This is a genomic window from Mycolicibacterium smegmatis (assembly GCF_001457595.1).
Classification (GTDB): domain Bacteria; phylum Actinomycetota; class Actinomycetes; order Mycobacteriales; family Mycobacteriaceae; genus Mycobacterium; species Mycobacterium smegmatis.
In genome coordinates this window covers 3651523-3671452 of sequence record NZ_LN831039.1, presented here as the reverse complement: position 1 = coordinate 3671452, position 19930 = coordinate 3651523, and the positions used below count along the sequence as shown (strand labels likewise).

21 protein-coding genes and 1 pseudogene are annotated in these 19930 nt (G+C 67.8%); 9 read left to right on the top strand and 13 right to left on the bottom strand.

The window, feature by feature from the left end; all coding sequences use genetic code 11:
* Positions 1 to 6: 6 nt before the first annotated feature.
* The 4 genes from ehuD to AT701_RS17710 form a co-directional block, all read right to left on the bottom strand.
* The gene (gene ehuD / locus AT701_RS17725; protein WP_003895000.1) at positions 7 to 687 is read right to left on the bottom strand and encodes an ectoine/hydroxyectoine ABC transporter permease subunit EhuD; all 681 of its coding nucleotides are present in this window, start codon (positions 685 to 687) and stop codon (positions 7 to 9) included.
* Positions 684 to 1397: an ectoine/hydroxyectoine ABC transporter permease subunit EhuC gene (ehuC, locus tag AT701_RS17720; RefSeq protein ID WP_011729150.1), complete on the bottom strand. Its 714-nt coding sequence runs from the start codon at positions 1395 to 1397 to the stop codon at positions 684 to 686. Before ehuC ends, ehuD begins: the two co-directional genes overlap by 4 nt.
* Positions 1398 to 1407: 10 nt before the next feature.
* The gene (gene ehuB, locus AT701_RS17715) at positions 1408 to 2295 is read right to left on the bottom strand and encodes an ectoine/hydroxyectoine ABC transporter substrate-binding protein EhuB (RefSeq protein WP_042510578.1); all 888 of its coding nucleotides are present in this window, start codon (positions 2293 to 2295) and stop codon (positions 1408 to 1410) included.
* Positions 2296 to 2680: 385 nt separating this feature from the next.
* The gene (locus tag AT701_RS17710; protein ID WP_223495629.1) at positions 2681 to 4129 is read right to left on the bottom strand and encodes a glycosyltransferase family 39 protein; all 1449 of its coding nucleotides are present in this window, start codon (positions 4127 to 4129) and stop codon (positions 2681 to 2683) included.
* A 184-nt stretch (positions 4130 to 4313) separates the two neighbouring features.
* On the opposite strand from AT701_RS17710, the gene AT701_RS17705 reads away from it, so the two are divergent.
* From AT701_RS17705 to AT701_RS17690, 4 genes are all read left to right on the top strand, one after another.
* Complete coding sequence (locus tag AT701_RS17705) at positions 4314 to 4934, top strand: hypothetical protein (protein ID WP_228095869.1); 621 nt, start codon at positions 4314 to 4316, stop codon at positions 4932 to 4934.
* Between the two features lie 61 nt (positions 4935 to 4995).
* Positions 4996 to 5892 (top strand): TIGR03854 family LLM class F420-dependent oxidoreductase, encoded by an 897-nt coding sequence (locus AT701_RS17700; RefSeq protein WP_174519598.1) that lies wholly within the window; start codon positions 4996 to 4998, stop codon positions 5890 to 5892.
* A 118-nt stretch (positions 5893 to 6010) separates the two neighbouring features.
* Positions 6011 to 6541, top strand: a complete 531-nt coding sequence (locus tag AT701_RS17695; protein ID WP_011729145.1) for a protein disulfide oxidoreductase — start codon at positions 6011 to 6013, stop codon at positions 6539 to 6541.
* Between the two features lie 4 nt (positions 6542 to 6545).
* Positions 6546 to 7439, top strand: a complete 894-nt coding sequence (locus tag AT701_RS17690) for a cytochrome c biogenesis CcdA family protein (RefSeq protein WP_058126314.1) — start codon at positions 6546 to 6548, stop codon at positions 7437 to 7439.
* Here the strand turns inward: AT701_RS17690 and AT701_RS17685 are convergent.
* The gene (locus tag AT701_RS17685) at positions 7381 to 7707 is read right to left on the bottom strand and encodes a hypothetical protein (protein WP_058126313.1); all 327 of its coding nucleotides are present in this window, start codon (positions 7705 to 7707) and stop codon (positions 7381 to 7383) included. The two genes, AT701_RS17690 and AT701_RS17685, sit on opposite strands and share 59 nt — an antisense overlap.
* A gap of 42 nt (positions 7708 to 7749) precedes the next feature.
* On the bottom strand, positions 7750 to 8007 hold the full coding sequence (locus AT701_RS17680) for an Rv3202a family protein (protein WP_413232158.1): 258 nt from the start codon (positions 8005 to 8007) through the stop codon (positions 7750 to 7752).
* Between the two features lie 167 nt (positions 8008 to 8174).
* Here AT701_RS17680 and AT701_RS17670 point away from each other — a divergent pair, with 167 nt between their 5' ends.
* A complete protein-coding gene (locus tag AT701_RS17670; RefSeq protein WP_011729141.1) occupies positions 8175 to 9035 on the top strand; it encodes a cyclopropane mycolic acid synthase family methyltransferase in 861 nt (286 codons plus the stop codon).
* Between the two features lie 12 nt (positions 9036 to 9047).
* On the opposite strand, the gene AT701_RS17665 is transcribed toward AT701_RS17670, so the two are convergent.
* From AT701_RS17665 to AT701_RS17650, 4 genes and pseudogenes are all read right to left on the bottom strand, one after another.
* A complete protein-coding gene (locus AT701_RS17665) occupies positions 9048 to 9287 on the bottom strand; it encodes a DUF1660 family phage protein (protein WP_058126312.1) in 240 nt (79 codons plus the stop codon).
* 400 nt (positions 9288 to 9687) lie between these two features.
* Positions 9688 to 11169, bottom strand: a pseudogene (locus tag AT701_RS17660) (MFS transporter); the annotation flags it as partial.
* 79 nt (positions 11170 to 11248) lie between these two features.
* Positions 11249 to 12292, bottom strand: coding sequence for an agmatinase (gene speB / locus AT701_RS17655; protein ID WP_058126311.1), 1044 nt, complete (start codon positions 12290 to 12292; stop codon positions 11249 to 11251).
* A 52-nt stretch (positions 12293 to 12344) separates the two neighbouring features.
* A complete protein-coding gene (locus AT701_RS17650; RefSeq protein ID WP_003894986.1) occupies positions 12345 to 12785 on the bottom strand; it encodes an acyl-CoA thioesterase in 441 nt (146 codons plus the stop codon).
* Positions 12786 to 12886: 101 nt separating this feature from the next.
* On the opposite strand from AT701_RS17650, the gene AT701_RS17645 reads away from it, so the two are divergent.
* Positions 12887 to 13837 carry a threonine ammonia-lyase gene (locus AT701_RS17645; protein WP_058126310.1) on the top strand — a complete coding sequence of 317 codons (951 nt, stop codon included), beginning with the start codon at positions 12887 to 12889 and terminating at the stop codon, positions 13835 to 13837.
* Here AT701_RS17645 and AT701_RS17640 read toward each other — a convergent pair.
* On the bottom strand, positions 13834 to 15291 hold the full coding sequence (locus AT701_RS17640) for a peptide MFS transporter (protein ID WP_014877733.1): 1458 nt from the start codon (positions 15289 to 15291) through the stop codon (positions 13834 to 13836). The genes AT701_RS17645 and AT701_RS17640 overlap by 4 nt on opposite strands.
* 273 nt (positions 15292 to 15564) lie before the next feature.
* Here AT701_RS17640 and AT701_RS17635 point away from each other — a divergent pair, with 273 nt between their 5' ends.
* From AT701_RS17635 to AT701_RS17625, 3 genes are all read left to right on the top strand, one after another.
* On the top strand, positions 15565 to 16995 hold the full coding sequence (locus AT701_RS17635) for a DUF7159 family protein (RefSeq protein ID WP_011729136.1): 1431 nt from the start codon (positions 15565 to 15567) through the stop codon (positions 16993 to 16995).
* 23 nt (positions 16996 to 17018) lie between these two features.
* Positions 17019 to 17624 carry a Pr6Pr family membrane protein gene (locus tag AT701_RS17630; RefSeq protein ID WP_058126309.1) on the top strand — a complete coding sequence of 202 codons (606 nt, stop codon included), beginning with the start codon at positions 17019 to 17021 and terminating at the stop codon, positions 17622 to 17624.
* A gap of 125 nt (positions 17625 to 17749) precedes the next feature.
* On the top strand, positions 17750 to 18529 hold the full coding sequence (locus AT701_RS17625; protein WP_011729134.1) for a L,D-transpeptidase: 780 nt from the start codon (positions 17750 to 17752) through the stop codon (positions 18527 to 18529).
* Here the strand turns inward: AT701_RS17625 and AT701_RS17620 are convergent.
* The gene (locus AT701_RS17620; protein WP_058126308.1) at positions 18513 to 19163 is read right to left on the bottom strand and encodes a sterol desaturase family protein; all 651 of its coding nucleotides are present in this window, start codon (positions 19161 to 19163) and stop codon (positions 18513 to 18515) included. The genes AT701_RS17625 and AT701_RS17620 overlap by 17 nt on opposite strands.
* A complete protein-coding gene (locus tag AT701_RS17615; RefSeq protein WP_058127655.1) occupies positions 19160 to 19882 on the bottom strand; it encodes a FadR/GntR family transcriptional regulator in 723 nt (240 codons plus the stop codon). Before AT701_RS17615 ends, AT701_RS17620 begins: the two co-directional genes overlap by 4 nt.
* Positions 19883 to 19930 lie beyond the last annotated feature (48 nt).

Sequence of the window (19930 nt, the reverse complement as noted above, 5' to 3'; positions counted from 1 at the left end):
CGGATGTCAGTGAACTGGTGCATAGCGCCGCTCCATCTGCCTGATCGCGAGCGAGGAGACGTAGCTGATGATCAGGTACATCAGGCCGGCGATCGTGAGGGGCTCGAGGAACTGTCCCGTGCTCTGTCCGATGGAACGGGCCGTCGTCAGCACCTCCAGTGTGCCGATCGCGTACAGCAGCGCGGTGTCCTTGAACATCTGGATCAGGTAGTTGCCCAGGACCGGGATGATCATCGCGATCGATTGCGGAAGAACGATTCTCGACCACGTGCGTGCGCGCGACAGGTTCAACGCGGTCGCTGCCTCCCACTGGCCCTTCGGCAGCGCTTCGATGCCTGCGCGGTAGACCTCCGCGGTGTAGGCGCTGTAGTTGATGCCGAGGACCAGCACGCCCGCGGTGAAGTTGGACAGCGTGATCCCGTACTCGGGCAGGATGAAGTACACCGCGAAGATCTGCACCAACAACGGTGTGCCGCGGACGAACAGCACGTAGAAGTCGAACAGCTGCGACACCACAGGTATGCGTGGATAGCGGATCACCGCGACGAACAGGCCGAGGACCAGCGCTATGGCCATGCCGACGATGGTGAGCCGGATGGTGAGCCAGAACGCGTCGAGCAGTTTGGGGAAGATCTCGAGCGCGAACTGGTTGTCCCAGATCTGGGCCGCGACGTAGGTGGTTGTCATGATGTGCTGCCGATCATCGGGCGGAACACCGGCCGCGGTGAGCCGCGCAGCAGGCCGCGGCGCCGGTGCTCCAGGCCGAACCGGTTCTCGAGCCATCGTGTGATCGCGGCGAGTATCAGCGCGAGGATGAAGTAGACGACCAGCAGCGTGAGCAGGATCGTTGTGGTGTCCTGTGTTTCGGTGCGGATGGCCAGACCGTTGGCCGTGAAGTCGGCGACGCCGATGAAGTACACCAGCGGCGTGGCCTTCAACAGGTCGACCGCGACGTTGCCGAAAGACGGCAGCATCACCGGGATCGACTGCGGCACCAGGATGCGGCGCATCCGCTGCGCGGGTTTCATGCCGAGCGCCACGGCCGCCTCGGTCTGTCCGCGTGGCCGGGATGCGATTGCGCCGCGGACGATCTCGGCCGCGTAGGCTCCCTCGTTCAGGCCGAGGACGACGATGCCCGCGACGAGGTTGTCGGTGAAACGCACACCCAGGAACGGCAGCGCGTACACCACCCATGCCAGCTGGACCAGGATCGACGTGCCGCGGAAGAACTCGACGAACACGTACGCCGGGGCCCGCACGATCCGGTGTCGCGAGAGTCGCATGAACCCGACGACGAAGGCCACCACGACGGCGATGAGGATGCCGAACACGGTCACCAGGACCGTTGTCCAGAGCCCTTCCCACAGCAGACTCTGGTACTGGAGCAGTTGGTTCATCGGTTCGGCTCTATCCCTCTGCCTCGCAGAGTTCCGCTGTGGTGACGCCTAGCGCCGCCTCGGCATCGAAACCCCATCTCTGCATGATGTCGGCGAATTCCGGGCCCTTCTTGAACTCGTCGAGCACCTCGTTGTACCTCGCGACGTCGTCGGTCTGGGACTGCTCGAACGCCGCACCGGAGCCCGTGGCGGGTGCGTCCTCGATGGGGTCGGTGACCTCGAAGCTCTTGTTCACCTGAGCCATGCCCCGCAGCGAGAGGGTGGGCAGCAGGAAGGCGTCGACGCGGCCTGCGGCAAGTGACTCGACGCCACTGACGTTGTCGCGGACGATGACCCGTTGTGACTGCGGCACTTTGGCCGCGATGAGGATTCCTTCCTCGAAACCGCCTGGCAGCACAGCGATCTTCATACCGGGGTTGTCCAGCACGTCGCGGATGGTGGTGATGCCCGCGGGGTTGCCGGGTGGCACGGCGAAGGATTCGGTCGACACGATCACCGGTTCGGAGTACGCGACCTCGGCGCAGCGTGACTGCTTCATGAACAGGCCCGCGGCGATGACGTCGACCTGCCCCGATTTCAGCGACGGGATCATCGCGTCGTATTCGATTCTGGCGCCTCGGATGTCGTCGATGCCCAGGCGTTGCAACACCGCACGGAGAACGTCCGGCTCGGCGCCTGTCACGGTGCCGTCCACTTCGAGTTTGGTGTACGGCGGCTCGTTGAAGACCGCGACGCGCAGGTAGCCCTGTCGCCGCCCGCGGTCGAGCACACTGCCTTTCGGTGCGCCGGTGCCGGGTTCGGTGAAGGTGCAGGCGCCCAGCGCTGCTGCCAGGGGGACGCCGACAGCCAAAGCCCCAGCGCCACGCAGCAATTGCCGCCTGGACAGATCATGAGGCACTCTCGGCTCCAATCATGGTCCGTTGTCTCGATGGCCAGGCAAATCGATGTACAGATGTTCGACGGCTCGGATTGCCCGAAAAACTAACGAGGGTCGGTAGGATTGTCAACAATCATCTCGGTCGGGTTCACGCCGAAGGTGTTTGCGGGGAGCAACGACGTCGGGGCAACCGACAAGTCAATCGCGGCGAACGGTGGTTCTGGCGGTTAACCAGAATTCCGCAGAATTCGTCGTTGCCGCCGAGTCGTTCGGGGTGGCCCGGCTCGCGGCGTTAACAGAGAAGCCTCGGATCGGCAACTCGGGCAACATGTGTGGCGCGGTCGAGGGAACGGCGTCCCTTCCAGGGCGATTCGGATGTGCCCTCGTCACATGACGCCGGCGCCGCTTACGACACCGTCAGCGACCGCTGTTCGGACCAGATCTGCGGCCACGGGTGCCTGCGCTCCCGCAACAGGAAGAGTTTGAGATCCCCGTCGATCGTGGCGAGGTTGCGCACCGTCACGAAATGTTCGCGCATGCCGTCGGGTTCGGCGCCGACGTACAACGCCTCGTCGGCCGTGTCGGGAGGGGGAGTGAAGTACCCGTAACTGCGGTTGGTGCCGTACGCCTGCGGCAGACCGTATCGCGGCGCGGCGCCGTCCAGGTACGCGGCCGTGATGTACGACTCGCCCAGAAGCACCGTGCGGTCGCGCTCGTCCTCGGGAAGGTCGCGATAGGCCGTGGCGGCGGCTTTCGCGATCCGGTCCCCGACGTCAGGAGGGGTGATGTTCACCGACAGGACCAAGATGGCAACCGTCGCCGCGACAGCGGTGACCGTTCCGACCCGCAGTGCCCAGCGTCGGACCGTCCCAGGCGACACCGATTCGAGACAAACCGCACCCGCGGCGACAAACGGCGCATAGAGCCCGCCCAGGTAGTAGGGCCGCCCGGCCGTCGCGACGAACACGACGTAGAGCACGACGCCGACGGCCGGCAGGAAGCGATACTCGCGGAATTCGGCGTGGCGCAACAGACACCATGCGCCGTACACGCCCAGGCCCACGCCGAGCACACCTGCGAACAGGATCAGCTGGACCGCGACCCCGGCTCGGCCGCCGTACAGGTACTCGGCTTCACCGGCGACCACCGTGGTCATCTGGAGCTGGGGCCATCCGTGGACGTGCTGCCACACGAGCGTCGGGCTCACCATCGCAAGAGCGACCGCGGCCCCGACCCACAACAGCGGGCGCCTCAATAGCGCACGCGGTCCGCACCAAGCGATGCCCAACAGCAACACCGCACACAGAAGCAACACCTGAAACTTCGTCATCGCGGCCAGGCCGGTGGCCGCTCCCGCCGCCACCAGCAGGCGGTCATCGCGTGTGCGAATCCAGCGCACCAGAAGCCAGATGAGCAACAGCCACTGGGCGGGTTCGAGCGTGTAGGGCGTCAGCCAGTGCCCGGCGAACGTCGAGAACAGCGCCGTGGCCTGCGCCAGCGCGGTGACGGCCTGGGCGCGGCGCCGTCCACCGAGCTCCCGTGCGATGAGCGCCGCCAGCACCACGGCGCATCCGGTGGCCAGCACAGCGGGAGCCCGCAGGGTGACCAGCGACCCCGGCGCCACGGTGCCGGCCAGTGCGGCCAGTGCGGGCGTCACGGGCGGCTGGTCGGCCGCACCCCAATCCAGGTGGAAGCGGCCGATCGCCAGCATGTACACCTCGTCGAACCAGTAGCCCTTGCCCAACAGCGCTGCGGCGCAATGAGCTAACGCCGTCAACGCGGCTATCGGCAGGACCGCGGCAGCAGCGAACGGTGGCGCCGGTCGTGACACGTCGCCGCCCCCGAGAACTGCCATCCGGCCCAGGTTATCCCGGCGCGGATCGGTAACGTCGACGCGAGTCGGTCCGATAAGCCAACCGGGGTGCACGTCTGATGCAGGAAACCCGCGTCCCGTTCGTGGCCGGTATGCCGAAGACGCTGCGGTGCCGGAGATGGGGGGATCGCCGGCACCCGGGTCCTGAACATCAGGAGAGTTGGTGATGATTGTGAAAACGACGACGACGAGGTTCGTGGCCGCGGCACTGACCGTCGGTGCGCTCGGCTTCGGTGCCACGGCGTTCGGTACGCCCGTCGCATCGGCAGGTCCGGCGGCGCCGGTCCCGCTGAAACCCGGCGACGGTGGGTGTTTCCCGTTCTGTGACGGCGGGCCGGGTAAACCCGGTGGGCCGGGTGGTCCAGGACACGGTGGACCGGGTGGGCCGGGTGGTCCTGGGCACGGTGGCCCGGGCGGCCCCGGTGGGCACGAGGGCCCCGGTGGCCCCGGTAGGCATGACGGCCCGGGACCCGGCGGGCCGGGCGGCCCCGGCAGGCACGACGGGCCCGGAGGGCCAGGAGGCCCCGGTTGGCACGATCCCGGCCACGGTCCGGACAAGGGACCATGGTGGGCCAACAACCGCCACGACTGGTGGGACGACCGCCAGGGACCGCCACCGTGGGGCTGGGGTCCACCTCCGCCCGTGCACTGGAACGGCGGACCGCTGCCACACACCATCAATTACTGGGGATACAACCTGAACCCCGTGTGGCACGACGGTTTCCGTCAGTGGGGTGTGTGGCTGTTCGGTATCTGGATCCCGATCTTCGGCGTCGGGTTCAACTGACCGCACCGGTCTGATCCGGCTGACCGGGCACAACGCGCGGCGATCGCGCGTTGTGCCCGGCATGACATCGATCGAGGGGAAGGTGCGCTTCGGGGTCGGCCTCGGAGCGGACACCACGCCCGAGGACCTGCCCGGCATCGTCGACTACCTGGAGAGCAGCGGAGCCGACTCCGTCTGGTTCAGCGAGTTGGTCTACAGCCCGGCGGTCGACCCGTTCATCGGGATGGCGTACACGTTGTCCCGCACCACGCGACTCAAGGCAGGCACCTCGGTGGCGATCCTGCCGGGCCGTCACCCCGTCCTCGTGGCCAAGCAGGTGGCGTCGCTGGCCGCCCTCGCGCCCAGGCGGGTGTTGCCGGCGTTCGGCCTGCACTCGGCCCTGACCGCCGAGCGCGACGTGTTCACCGTGCCGCGGGGGCGGCGCGGGGCGGTGTTCGACGAATCCCTCGAACTGCTCAACGCGGTCCTGCGTGGGCGTGACGTGAGCTTCGACGGCGAGTTCTTCAAAGTGCGATCCGCCGACGTGCAACCGGTGCCCGCGAAGCCGGTCGACATCTGGCTGGGCGGGTCAGGACCCGTCGCGCTGGCACGGATCGGGCGTCTGGCCGACGGATGGCTGGGCAGCTTCCTCACACCTGTCGAGGCGGGCGCGGCACGTCGCACCATCGAGCGCGAGGCACAAGCGGCGGGCCGCGAGATCGAACCCGACCACTACGGCATCAGTCTCGCGGTGGCGGCCGGGGACATCCCCGACGACGTCTATGACATGGCGCGCCGGCGCCGACCCGAGGTCGACCCCGCCGAGTTGATCGCGGCCGACTGGCCCACGCTGCACCGCCGCATCGACGCCTACGTCGACGCGGGGCTCACCAAATTCGTCGTGCGGCCGGTGGGATCCGGTGACCGCGAGGCGTTTCTGGAGCGTTTCGTCGGGGAACTGTTGCCTCGGCAGAACTGATCCCTCGACCCGAGGACATCGGCAAACTGCCCGGTTGAACCGCACGGTTCCTACCGTCGTGCCACAGGGTGTGCGCGCACCGCGTGCGCGCTGACCCTGCAGCGAAGGAGATGGTGTCATGAAGATGGGGTTCCTGCGGACGGGTGCAACGGCCAGGCCGGGCGTGCTCGGCACGTTGTCGGCGGTGGTCGCCACGGTGGTGCTGGCAACCGCGCTGGTGTTGGCGCCGTCGGCGGTCGCCGACGACCGACTGCAGTTCACGGGTACGACGCTCTCCGGTGCGTCGTTCGACGGTTCGAGCCTGGCCGGGAAACCGGCCGTGCTGTGGTTCTGGACGCCGTGGTGCCCGTTCTGCAACGCCGAGGCGCCTTCGGTCGGTCAGGTTGCCGCCGCCAACCCGGAGGTCACGTTCGTCGGTGTGGCGGCCCGCTCGGACGTCGCGGCGATGCAGGGATTCGTCGACAAGTACAACCTGAACTTCACCAACCTCAACGACGCCGACGGCTCCATCTGGGCGCGCTACAACGTGCCGTGGCAGCCGGCCTACGTGTTCTACCGCGCCGACGGATCGTCCACCTTCGTCAACAACCCCACGTCGGCCATGTCGAAGCAGGAGTTGTCGGACCGCGTCGCGGCGCTGAACAGCTGATCGGGTGGAACAGGACCTCCTGGGGCTGGCCTTCGGGGCAGGTCTGGTCGCCGCGCTGAATCCCTGCGGATTCGCGCTGCTGCCCGGATATCTCGCACTCGTGGTGCGTGGTGAGAACGCCGCGACAGGAGCGCGGGCCCTTGGCCGCGCGGCCCTGGCCACAGTCGCGATGGCCGCCGGGTTCGTCGCGGTGTTCGGCACGTTCACCGCGCTGACCGTGGCCACCGCGAGCACCGTGCAGCGCTATCTGCCTTACGTCACGGTGGTCATCGGCCTGATCCTGGTGTGCCTCGGCATCTGGTTGCTCGCGGGCCGTCGTCTCGGTGTGCTGATGCCGAACTCGCTTGCGGACAACCCGCGTTGGGCACCGACCGCGCGCATGGGTTCGATGCTCGGGTACGGCGTCGGCTATGCGCTGGCGTCGTTGTCGTGCACGATCGGACCGTTCCTGGCGGTCACCGGGGCGGGGCTGCGATCGGGCACACCGCTGCGCGGCGTCGGGGTTTTCGCCTCCTACGCAGCGGGATTCACGCTCGTCGTCGGAGTGCTGGCGGTGGCGACCGCACTGGCCCGCACCGTCGTGATCGACCGCATGCGCCGGATCCTGCCGTACGCCAACAGGATCAGCGGAGCACTGCTGATCCTGGTAGGTGCGTATGTCGGTTACTACGGGCTCTACGAGGTCCGATTGTTCAGCGGCAGCGGCGATCCCTACGACCCGGTGATCGCGGCAGCGGGCAAGATCCAGGGCACCCTGGCCGGGTGGGTGCACCAGCACGGTGCGCTGCCGTGGGCGATCGGGCTGCTGGTGCTGATCGGTCTCGGCCTGCTCTGGCGTGTCAGGATTTCCGCGAGACGGTCACCCGCACGTCGGGCCATGGCGGACGACGCACCATAGCGACCGTGGCGAGCGTGGCCGCCACGAGGCCGATCAGCTCGCCCAGCATCGCGATCCGCGTCGAATCGACCGCCGGCTCCCACACCGGCTTGCCGTCCGTGACGACGAACACCCCGGCCGGGCGCGCACCGTGACGCCCCACTGTGCTGACAGGGATCACGGTGGCCCCGTCCGGGGTCACGTACGGCTCACCGAACACCCTGGAGGCGTCGGTGTCGTCGGTCAGACGGTCGAGGGCATCACGTATCGGCACTGCGCGTGTCTCCATCGTCGTGGGGAATTCCTCGCATCGATTCAGGTACGGGGCGGATCACTGCTCGAAGTCGAGATCGTCGTCGTCGACCGGCACCACGATCGCCTGCTCCAAAAGATCTGCCTCGTTGGCGTCGGGCTGGGCCGACACCCGAAGCTGCACGTCGGCGAGCGCAGTGTCGAGGTTTGCCTCGTCGTCGTCGACCCGCACCGATCGAAGCTGGTCAACGGCATCGGCCTCGGGTGCGAAGTCATCGAATGGGCGGTCGCTGGCTTGCGTCATGATCGTCCCTTTCTGCGCGAACGGCGTCGGCACCGTCGATTGTCCTCCCGGCCGACAGGGGATTCAACGTTCACAGGTCCATGAGGTATGGTCCGGTCATCGCGCGATCGACGGGGAATGTTCCCGTTTTCGGGAACGCCATCACATACATCACCTTCGACCAGCCAAAGGCGCTCGTGCCCAGAAACACCAGAGAAGACGTGGCACTTCAACCGCACTTCGAGGACGTCCAGTCCCACTACGACCTGTCGGACGAGTTCTTCCGTCTGTTCCTCGACCCGACACAGACCTACAGCTGTGCCTACTTCGAGCGGGACGACATGACCCTCGAAGAGGCCCAGCTCGCCAAGATCGACCTGTCCTTGGGCAAACTCGGGCTGCAGCCCGGCATGAAACTGCTCGACATCGGCTGCGGATGGGGCGCGACGTTGCGGCGCGCACTGTCGCGCTACGACGTCGACGTCGTGGGGCTGACACTCAGCAAGAACCAGCAGGCCCACGTCGAGCGGTCGTTCGCCGAGACCGACACCGAGCGGTCCCGCCGCGTGCTGCTGCAGGGGTGGGAGCAGTTCGACGAACCCGTGGACCGGATCGTCTCGATCGGTGCCTTCGAACACTTCGGTGCCGACCGCTACGACGACTTCTTCCGGATGGCCCACACCGCTCTGCCCGACGACGGCGTGATGCTGCTGCACACCATCGTCAAGCCCAGCGGCGACGAGATGTCGCAGCGCGGGCTTCCCCTGACCATGCGCAAGCTGCGGTTCTTCAAGTTCATCATGGACGAGATCTTCCCGGGCGGGGAGTTGCCCTACGTCGCGCAGGTCTCCGAGCACGCGCAGCGCGCGGGGTTCCGGGTCGACCGCGTGCAGTCGCTGCGACCCCACTACGCGAAGACGCTCGACATCTGGGCCGAGACGCTGCGCGGCCGCAAGGACGAGGCCATCGCGGTGCAATCCGAAGAGATGTACGAGCGGTACATGAAGTACCTCACCGGTTGTGCGGACCTCTTCCGCGAGGGCTACACCGACGTCTGCCAGTTCACCCTCGTCAAGGCCTGATCTGATCCCGGACTAACGCCGCTTCAGCATCCGCCACAGTCGCAGCGGCAACAGGCCGAGCAGAGGTGCGCGCTTGCCCATGTCGTCGGTGTCACGCTTGTTGAACGCGGTGGCGAAGCGACGTGCGTCCGCCTCGGAGGCGTAATCCTTGGCGCCGCGCGCCTCGCCGCAGCGCGCACACTCCCACCGCATGGTGCGGCCGTCGACGCGGAACGTGGGGTCGTGTCCGAACACCCGGCAGGCCAGGGTCATCGACCGGTCACCGATTCGGGGTCCCGGGCTCGGCCATCCCGCTCGGGGGACCGACGCGCCCCCGCGCCTTCCGGGCGATCCAGTTCTCCGCCAAGGCTTCCCGCAACGCCTTGCGGAACTCGCCCGGACCCCAATACTGTGCGCCGACCGCGCGGTGCAGTTCACGAACCGTCATCGACTCATTGTCGGCGACGGCCCGCGCGATCGCGTCGATCTCGTGGTCCAGCGCGGACTCCGGCACACCGGGCGTCGGCGGCTCGCGCCAAGCGCCCTCCCAACCCGGGGGCGGGCCGGGACGGTACCGCCGGGCACGACTCTGCGCGGCCCTCTGACGCTCGACACGTGCGGCGATGCGGGCTTCGCGTTCCTTGCGCGCCCGCGCCCGCTCGTCGGCCTGATCATCGGCGTTCTCGGCATCTCCGCCCGACTCCCCGTCGCCCTCATCGGCGGTGAGCGGCATCGCGAGGTCCTCGAGCTTCTGGCCCTCGGCCTTGACCCCGAGGATCAGTTCGACCACACCGCCGACCGCCATCACTGCGGCGCCGATCAGGAACGACACCGCGACCAGTCCGCGCTCGCCGGACTCGATGAGCTGGCCGAACAGCAGGGGACCGGTGATGCCGCCGACGGCCGTGCCGATCGCGTAGAAGAACGCGATGGCCAGCGCACGCGTCTCCATGGGGAAGATCTCGCTGACCGTGAGATACGCCGCGCTCGCGCCCGACGACGCCAGGAAGAAGCACACGCCGAGCACCAGCATGAACAGCCACACGCCGCCGATCTCGTTGACGAACAGGACCGTCAGGATGACCGCGACCGCGGCCGAGCCGAGGTAGGCCAGCGCGATCATCGGTTTGCGGCCGACGGTGTCGAACAGCCGGCCGAGCAGGATCGGCCCGGCGAAGTTGCTCAACGCCCACACCGCGTAGAAGATCGGCACCGCACCCGAGGCGACGTCGAAGAAACCGCTCAACAGCGTTCCGAGGTTGAAGGTGAACGCGTTGTAGATGAATGCCTGCCCGATGAACAGGGCGAGCCCGAGCACCGCCCGCTTCGGGTACTTGGTGAACGCGACCTTCGCGATCTCGACGAACGAGATCGTCTTGCGCTGACGCACCGTCAGCGATCCTTCGGGCTCGTCGAGGGGCCTGCCGGTGCTGCGTTCCACCTCACGCTCGATCTCACCGACCACGCGCTCGGCCTCGTCTTCCTGGCCGTGGATGAACAACCATCGTGGGCTCTCCGGCACGTGGCGTCGCACCACCAGCACCACCAGGCCGAAGACCGCGCCGATACCGAACGCGATGCGCCACCCGATGTCGGCCGGGAAGATCGCCGTGTTCAACAGCAGCAGTGCGCCCAGGGCGCCGCCTGCGGCGCCCAGCCAGTAGGAGCCGTTGATGATGAGGTCGACACGTCCGCGCACCCGCGCAGGGATGAGCTCGTCGATCGCGGAGTTGATCGCGGCTTATTCGCCGCCTATGCCGGCTCCGGTGAAGAAGCGGCAGACGAAGAAGAACCACGGCGCGAACGCGAAAGCCGTTGCGACCGTGGCGACGAGATAGACAGCGAGGGTGAGGAGGAAAAGCTTCTTGCGGCCGAACCGGTCGGTGAGCTGACCGAAGAACAACGCGCCCAGACATGCTCCGGTGATGTAGACCGCTGCGGCGATACCGATCTGGCCCGCGCTGAGCTCGATCCCGCTGCCGCTCTCGGTGAGTCGGGACGCGACGTTGCCGACCATGGTGACTTCCAGGCCGTCGAGGATCCACACCCCGCCGAGTCCGAGCACCACCCGCCAGTGGAACCGCGACCACGGCAACCGATCCAACCGACTGGGCACCTGTGTGGTGATGGTGCCCGTCTGCACTCCTGAACTCATCGGCTGCCTCCTCGCCCGTGACGAATCGGGCTAGGGAATACCCAAACTGAGGAAACCTATGCAGCCGACGCTTCAGGCGCTATCGCGCGGGTGGCCCCGGCTGGGCCTGTGCCGCGTCACGCCTGCGCGCCGCCATACCCGCGAGCGCCTCGAACACCACGCGGTGCGCGGCGTTCACTGTCAGTTCGGCGTGGTCGTAGGCGGGCGCGACCTCGACCACGTCGACGCCGGCCACGTCGTGGCGGTGACACAACTGCCGGACCATGCGTAAGAGGTCGGCGCTGGTGATCCCGCCCGGCTCGGGAGTTCCCGTGCCGGGCGCGTGCGCCGGGTCCAGAACATCGATATCTACGGAGAGATAGAGCTTTTCGGCCTTCGCCAGCGCCTCGCCGACCGCGTCGTCCATCACGGCCTTGAATCCGCGATCCCAGATCTCCTGCATGGTGTGCCAGGTCATCTTCTGTTCGAGCATCCACTCGAACGTGTCCTGCGGCGGCCAGTAACCCCGCAGCCCGACCTGTACGAAGTGGCTGCCGGGCACGGCGCCCGATTCGATGAGCCGGCGCATCGGGGTGCCGTGGCTCGCGAGGTTGCCCTCGATGTTGTCGGCCGTGTCGGCGTGGGCGTCGAAATGCACGATGCCGACGTTGCCGTAGCCGTGCACATCGGCCACGGCGGTCGCCGACGGCCAGGTGATGGAATGGTCCCCGCCGAGCACCACCGGGACGACGCCGCGGGACGCGACCGCGTGCACGCGCTCACGGATGTTGGCGTGCGACACCTCGGTCTGCCCGTGTGGGCAGTACGCGTCACCGAAATCGACCACCTCGAGCCAGTCGAAGATCTCCAGGCCGAGATCCAGGTGATAGGTGCCCGGTTCGTAGGCCGTCGCGCGAATCGCGCGCGGGCCGAAGCGCGCGCCCGGGCGGTTGGTGGTCGCGATGTCGAACGGGGCTCCGACGATCGCGACGTCGGGACGCCACTCGTCGAGTTGCTGTGTCTCGGTCAGAAACGGCCGGTGCCCGAACGACACCATGCCCGCGTAGGGAAGGTCGAGTTGTTCGGTCAGTCCGGGCGGCAGCTCACGCCGCGGCCCGTGCTCGTGCCCGTGATCGTCACCCATGGGCAGACACTACCGCCGTGCCCTGCCGCCTTGGCCGAAACAGCGCGGCTGCTCAGCGGATTCGTTCGGCGTGCCGGTCCGCGACCGCGTCGAGCGCGGCGCGGAGCCGGTCGGGGACGGCGCGTTTGGTCCAGTCGGTGCCTGAGACGACGACGTAGACGTTGCGACCCGCGACCGCGGCCCGCTCGGGCGTGGTGGCGTTCGATCCGAACACCGTGAACGCGAGCGTGAAACTCGTGTTGCCGACGCGCTCGCAGGTCACCGCGACGCGGACGTCGTCGCGCCACCGCACCGGCGCGGCGAAGTCGATCTCGGTGTGCACCACCTGGATGTCCAGGCCGGACTCGATGAGGCCCGGATAGGTCACGCCGAGGTGGTCGAGAAACGCGGTGCAGGCCTCGTCGAACCAGGTCAGGTAGTGCGCGTTGAACACCACACCCTGTTGGTCGACCTCGCCGTAGCGCGGAACGATCGCAAAGTCGAACCCGCCCACGTGCACCGCCTTCGCATGTCTGGTGTCTCGATCGTTTCGTGCCCAGCGTAGTGAACGGCCCGTTTTGTGCTGCCCACGGTCGGCGCGCAAGACTGGTCGACGTGGACCTGGTGACCCTCGACGACATCTCCGGCGCAGCCGCGCGCATCGCGGCCGACATCGTGCGCACCCCACTGCTGGCCGCCGATTGGGGTGACCCCCGCTGCCCGCTGTGGCTCAAGGCGGAGACCCTGCAGCCCATCGGCGCGTTCAAGATCCGCGGCGCGTTCAACGCGCTGGGCCGTCTCGACACAGATACCAGGGCCCGGGGTGTGGTGGCCTATTCGAGCGGCAACCATGCCCAGGCCGTGGCATATGCCGCCGCAGCCTACGGCGTGCCCGCCCATATCGTGATGCCGGAAGAGACGCCCGCGGTCAAGGTGGAGGCCACCCGTCGGCGCGGCGCCCACGTGGTGCTGTGCGGCGCGGGGGAGCGTGAACGCACCGCCGCCGAACTGGTCGAGAAGACGGGTGCGGTGCTGATCCCGCCCTTCGACCACCCCGACATCATCGCGGGCCAGGGCACGATCGGCATCGAGATCGCCGAGGACCTCCCCGAACTCGCGACCGTGCTGATACCCGTCAGCGGTGGTGGGCTCGCCTCCGGTATCGGCACCGCGATCCGCGCGTTGCGCCCGAAGGCGAAGATCTTCGCGGTGGAACCCGAACTCGCGGCCGACACCGCCGAGTCTCTCGCACTGGGGAGCATCGTCGAATGGCCTGTGGCGAAACGGAACCGGACCATCGCCGACGGGCTGCGGTCGACGCCTTCGGAGTTGACGTTCGCGCACCTGCGCCAGGTCATCGACGACGTGATCACCGTGAGTGAGGACGAGATCCGCTCGGCGGTAAGGGAACTGGCGTTGCGGGCACGCCTGGTCGCCGAACCCAGCGGCGCGGTGTCGCTCGCCGGTTATCGCAAGGCCGCGCTCCCGGACGGGTCCGCGGTGGCCATCGTGTCCGGCGGCAACATCGAACCGGCACAGCTGGCCGCCATTCTCGCGGGCGGTTAGTGCACGCCTTCCATCAGACGTGTGATCCGCGGCGACACGGCGAACACCACGATGCCGACCACGATGGCGACCAGGCCGAGGATCCCGAAGTAGGCGAACTCGTGCGCCGGGTCGTAGTAGCCGGCCAGGACACCTGACATCGCGGTGCCGAGGCCCAGCGAGAAGAAGTACAGCGCCATCATCTGCGCCCGGAACGCCTCTGGTGCAAGTTTTGTCGTGACCGACAGCCCGATCGGCGAGATCGTCAGTTCCGAGATGGCGAACAGCGCCAGGATCGCCGCCACGACGAGCGCGGGCACGGCCCTGCCGGTCGTGCCCGCCATGGGCAGGAACAGCAGGAACGCGACACCCATGCCGATCACGGCGTAGGAGAACTTGCGCGGCGTGGTCGGGGCGCGGTCACCCAGACGGGTCCACAACCACGCGAACACGGGGGACAGCACGATGATCCAGACCGGTTCGATCGACCCGATCCAGTTCGACGGCGCGGTCCACCCGAACACCGACCAGTTCATGCGCTCGTCGGAGTACACCGCGAGCACGGTGAAGATCTGCTGGAACAGCGACCAGAACACGGCATTGGCGACGAACAGCGGGATGAATGCGCGGACGCGTGTGCGCTCGAGCGTGCTCACCTTGGAGCTCGTGAGGAACACCGCGAAGTACGCCACCGAAGCCAGCGCGATCACCACGGTGGTCGCCTGCGAGAGGTTGGCCAAGGTCACGACGCCGGAGACGAACAGCGCCACCGCCGCGATCACGAGTGCTGTCGCAAAGGCAGCAACCTTGCCGAATGAGCTCGACGGCAACGGGTTCGGGACGATGCGGCCATGCGTTCCGAGGTTGCGCCGGTACACCACGTACTGCACGAGGCCCAGCGCCATGCCGATCGCGGCGGCACCGAACCCGTAGTGGAATCCGATCCGGGTCTGCAGGATCCCGGTGACCAGCGGACCGACGAACGCGCCGAGATTGACGCCGAGGTAGAACAAGGTGAACCCGCCGTCGCACCGGGGATCGTCCTTGTCATAGAGCGTGCCGAGCAACGACGAGGCGTTGGCCTTGAGTGCACCTGAACCGAGCGCGACCAGCACCAGGCCGATACCCACGCCCGCGAGTCCCGGCAGCACCGCAAGCGCGATGTGACCGCACATCACCACCACGCCGCCGTAGAACACGGTGCGCTCCATGCCGAGCACGCGATCGGCGATCCAGCCGCCGAGAACCGTTGAAAGATAGACCAAACCGCCGTAGGCGCCCACGATCCCTGTCGCGGTCGACTGCGGTAGTCCGAGCCCGCCGTCGGTGGCCGTGTAGTAGAGGTAGTAGCCGAGGATCGTCAACATCCCGTAGAACGAGAACCGTTCCCACAACTCGACCCCGAACAGATTCACCAACCCCATCGGGTGACCGAAGACCGTGCGCCGCGCCTGTGTATCGTGTGCTTCCCCCATGGGGGTCACCTTGCCACGCTCGGTGAGCGCATCGGCGGGAAGCGCAGAAAATCCAGCGATCCGGTGGGCAAACGGAAAGCCCGCTGTGTGCAGGGTGTTCTGTGGCACAGCACATTTCGCGTCCGTAAGGGCAGAGCCCGGGTGCGCGGGGCGAGTGGAGCACCGGTAAGGTCGGCTCGGAACAGGTGGACGACGGCCACATGCGGCGGGTCCGGCCAGCGGTGTCATCTCGCTCGGTCGGGACCGCGTGGCCACTGCTCCAAGGGGGTGTAGGTGGACGCGGTGATCGGCGTCTCGGTGACGCCCTCCACCGTCGGCATGGTGCTGGTCGAGGGGGATTCGGCGGCCGACTTCGAGGCCGTGAACCTCGATCTCGAGCTGTTCGACGTGGCAGGTCTGGACCTGAGCCGTGCCCGCGCCGCCCGGAAAGAGATCGTCGCGACGGTCGCGCGTGCGGAGAACGTGGCCGCAGACAACGGCAGAAGGCTGCGGTCCATCGGTGTGACGTGGAGCGACGGCGCGGACATGCAAGCGGCCGAACTGGTCGGCGACCTGAACGAGGCCGGCTTCGACAATGTCGTCGATGTGCGGTTCCGGCAGGCAACCGACGCGCTCGCCAACAGCATCGCCGACATGGCCGGATTCGCGACCACCGTGGTGTGCGTCTTCGAACCGGAAGGCGCACTGGCCCTCACGGTCGACCGGCGCGACGGTGTGGTGGACACGGCCCGCAGCAGGGCGATCGGGAGCGTGCGTGGTCTGGTCGGTTGGCTCGAACGTCTGCTGGCGGCCTCCGGGCGCGTGCCCGATGCGCTTGTGGTGGTCGGATCGGCCGTCGACCTCGACGCCGACGTCGACCGCTTGATGCCGAAGTTGCAAGCCGCGCTTGGTATTCCGGTCTTCACCCCGGCCGACGGGGATCTCGCTCTCGCGCGCGGTGCGGCACTCGTATCGGCACGCCGCGGCCGATTCATGTTCCCCGACAAGGCCGATCAGCAGCGGTCGCGGTGGACCAGTCGGCAGTTGGCGCCCGCGGCGATGCTCCTGGTAGGGGTCGTGACGTTCGTCGTCTCGCTGTCTCTGGCCATAAGTCAGCAGATGTCGCCGCGTGAACAGGCCTTCGAGCGGCCGACACGCCCGGTGGTGAACACCTCGGGCACACCCGCCGCCGTGCGGCAACTGCCCCCTGCTCTGCCCGCGGCGCCCCCTCCGCCCCCACAGGCGCCGCCGGCGGCGGAGGTCGCCGAGGCCGTGCCGCCGGCAGTCGATCCACCGCTCGCCGACGTTGCCGAATCGCCGGTCGAGCAGGCGCTTCCGCAGCTGCCCCCACAGTTGCCACTGCCGGACGCGGCGACCGCGTTGCCACCGCCTGTGGTCATCCCCGCACCGCCGACGAAGAAGCCGTTGCTCAGCCGCATCCGCGACCGGTTGCGTGGCGAGCCGGATGTTCCCGAGCAGATGGTGATCGGCGAACCGCCACCGCCGGCGGAGATCACACCCATACCCCCGCCCGGCGCACCCCCTGCACCCCCGGTCGACGATGCACCGGCTCCCGAGGCCCCGCCTGAGCCGCCGCCGGCTCCCGAGGCCCCGCCCGCTGCGGATCCGCCGCCACCGGCGGACGTCCCACCGCCCGATCCGCCCCCGGCCGAACCGGCCCCCGTGGAACCGGAGCCCGCGCCCGAGGCGCCACCGGCTCCCTGACGGCGACGGTTACGCTCGATCAGGTGAACCTGCGCACCCGGCTGCGGCTCGGCATCCGGATCTGCATCGTCGCGGCTGTGGTGGCCGCGCTGGTCGTGGTCGAGTACTCCACCCGCTCGGGCGTGCTGTGGCGGCTCATCACGTTCACCTACCAGGCGAATCTCATGGCGGCCGCGTTCTACCTGTGGACCCTGGTCTCGCCGCGTGCGGACACACGCGCGGGTCTTCGTGGCGGCGTGGTGCTCCATGTGGTGATGGCGGGCGTGATCTGGAATCTCTTTCTCGCCCAGGTGAGTATGGGCTACACGCCCGCGAATGTGCTGCTGCACGTGGTCGTCCCCGTGCTCGCCGTCGCGGAGTGGCTGATGGCGCACGGCGTCCAGGGTGCGATCCGGTGGTGGCAACCGTTGACGTGGTTGCTGTATCCGGCTGTTTACGCAGCGGTGGCGTTGCTGGTGCTCAGTGGTGCCGGGCGCCGGGTGCCGTATTACTTCCTGGACCCCGCCGCTGTCGGGCCGTGGGCGGTGCTGACCAACATCGCTCTTCTCGGCGTGGTGTTCGCAGGCTGTGGCTACGCGCTGATGGCGCTCACACGCGCACTCGCCGCAGGCCGGGCCGACATCGGATGAAACGCTTGGGCATTCCACACCGATGACCGGGTATGCAACCTTCACCCCGTCGGGCCGGTGCGGCCGGAAGCCGTGTCGCCAGGTGTTTACCGGGCATGGTCGTTTCGACAACCTACACTGGAAGAATGCTCAACTCGCTAGGGCGCGGATCCAGGTCAGGTCGGGGTTCGGTCTGGAAACTGTTTGCGGCGGTCGGTCTCGCCGTCGCGGCCACCGCTGTTCCGGTTAACGTCGCGTCCGCGGCCGTGAGCACCCCGGTGGAGGTTGCACAGGTCGAACCTGCCGCGGGTGCGGTGGTCGGGGTGGCCCATCCGGTGACGGTCCGGTTCGCCGAGCCGGTCACCGACCGCCGGAGTGCCGAACGCAGCCTGCGGATCGCCTCGACGGACACCTCCGCCGGCCGGTTCCGCTGGCCAGAGGCCGCGGTCATGGAATGGACTCCCGACGAGTTCTGGCCCGCACACTCGACCATCTCGCTGTCGGTCGGCGGCGTGAAGACGAGTTTCAACACCGGCGCCGAGGTTCTCGGTGTCGCCGACATCGATGCCCACACCTTCACGGTCAGCGTCGACGGCGAGGTTCTGCGGAAGATGCCCGCCTCCATGGGCAAGCCGAAATTCCCCACGCCAAGGGGAACCTTCACCGCACTGGCCAAAGAACCTGTGGTAGTGATGGATTCGCGGACCATCGGCATCCCTTTGAGCGACCCTGAGGGATACAAGCTCACGGTCAACCACGCCGTGCGGGTCACATGGGGTGGGGTCTACGTGCACTCCGCGCCGTGGTCGGTCGGCTCGCAGGGATATGCCAACGTCAGCCACGGCTGCATCAACCTGAGCCCGGACAACGCGGCGTGGTACTACGACATGGTCAGTGTGGGTGATCCGATCATCGTGCAGGCGTGACGTGCAGCTGCCTGGCGGTCGGTGAAGTCAGCACGGTAGCCGGGTCGGGGCAGGTCCCGAGAACCCGGTCGGCGGTTCCCGCACTGGTGACCGTGAACCAGTAGTGCTCGTTCTTGAAGTGGTGCCTGCGGTGGTTGCGCCAGATCGCCCGGTACACATCGGATCTGGGTTTGTAATCACTGTGGATCAGGTAGTGGCACCACTCGTAGCCCAATCCGAGGGCCGTCAGCAGCGTCAGGAAGGTCAGGCCCAGACCGGGCCGCGGAAACGCCACGAGCGCAACGGCCGTCGCGACGGGCAGCAGCCACAGCAGCGTCGGCCACGGGATGAAGATCAGCGGGACGTCGCGTGGTTCGGCGTGGTGTCTGCGGTGATCCCTGGCCAGTCTGGTGTCCACCACCACCGGGCCCAATCGTCGTGGCCGCCAGTGCAGTATGGCCACGTGGATGACCCACTCGGCCAGCGGGAAGACCCCGACCATCACCAAGGGCACCACCGCGTCGGTGACCTGCCAGTCGCCGGCGATCGTCCGCGCGGTGGCCGCGGCCGCGAGTGTCACGCCGATCATCCAGGGGGAGGGGTGCCTGACGAACTCCCTGCCTGCGTCGGCGAGCGTGAAATCCCGCCGGCTCATCGTGCGGCCTCCAGTGCATCGAGCGCTCCGAGCAGGGCGTGCGTGGCCGGCTCCAGCAGGTTTTGTGCGGCACCGCGCGCGGCGTCGGCGTCGCGGTCGGAGATCGCCCTGGTGATGGCGCGGTAGGAGTCGGGGTCGGCGACCTCCCCGGCCATCACGGCGGCGAGTGCGGGCAGCACCGGTTCGTACGTCTCTCGCAGCGTGTTGAACATGAGCCGGAACGCGATCGAGTCCGCCCCGTCCACGACGTGGTCCCAGAAGGTCATCGCGTGGCGCTGCCGCTGGATCGGATCAATTTCGGCCTCCAGCGCGTGCACCACAGCGGTGAGTTGTCCGACGAGCTCCGGGCCGCGGCGTTCGGCGGCGAGCTCGGCGACCTTGGGCCCGTTGTGCAGCCGCGTCTCGAGGATGCTGCGCACCACGGACGTGTCGAGTTCACCGGCGCGGAACAGCAGACGGGGCAGAAGATCCATGCCGGCATGACGCCGGAAGTCGCGCACCGTGGTCGCGTCACCCTGACGGACCTCGACCAGTCCCGCGGCCGTGAGGCGCTTGATCGCCTCACGTACCGCGGGGCGTGAGACCCCGAGCACCTCGGCGAGCCTGCGTTCGCTCGGCAGTGATTCGCCGGGCCGCATCTCGCCTGTGAGCACCTCGGACACGATCTGTTCGAACACGTCCTCTGGCACCGATCTGCGGTTCACGGGTTGCAGGGCCATGACGGCCATGCTGCCCCGCCATGGTCAGGAGGTCAAGGGGTCAAGTGG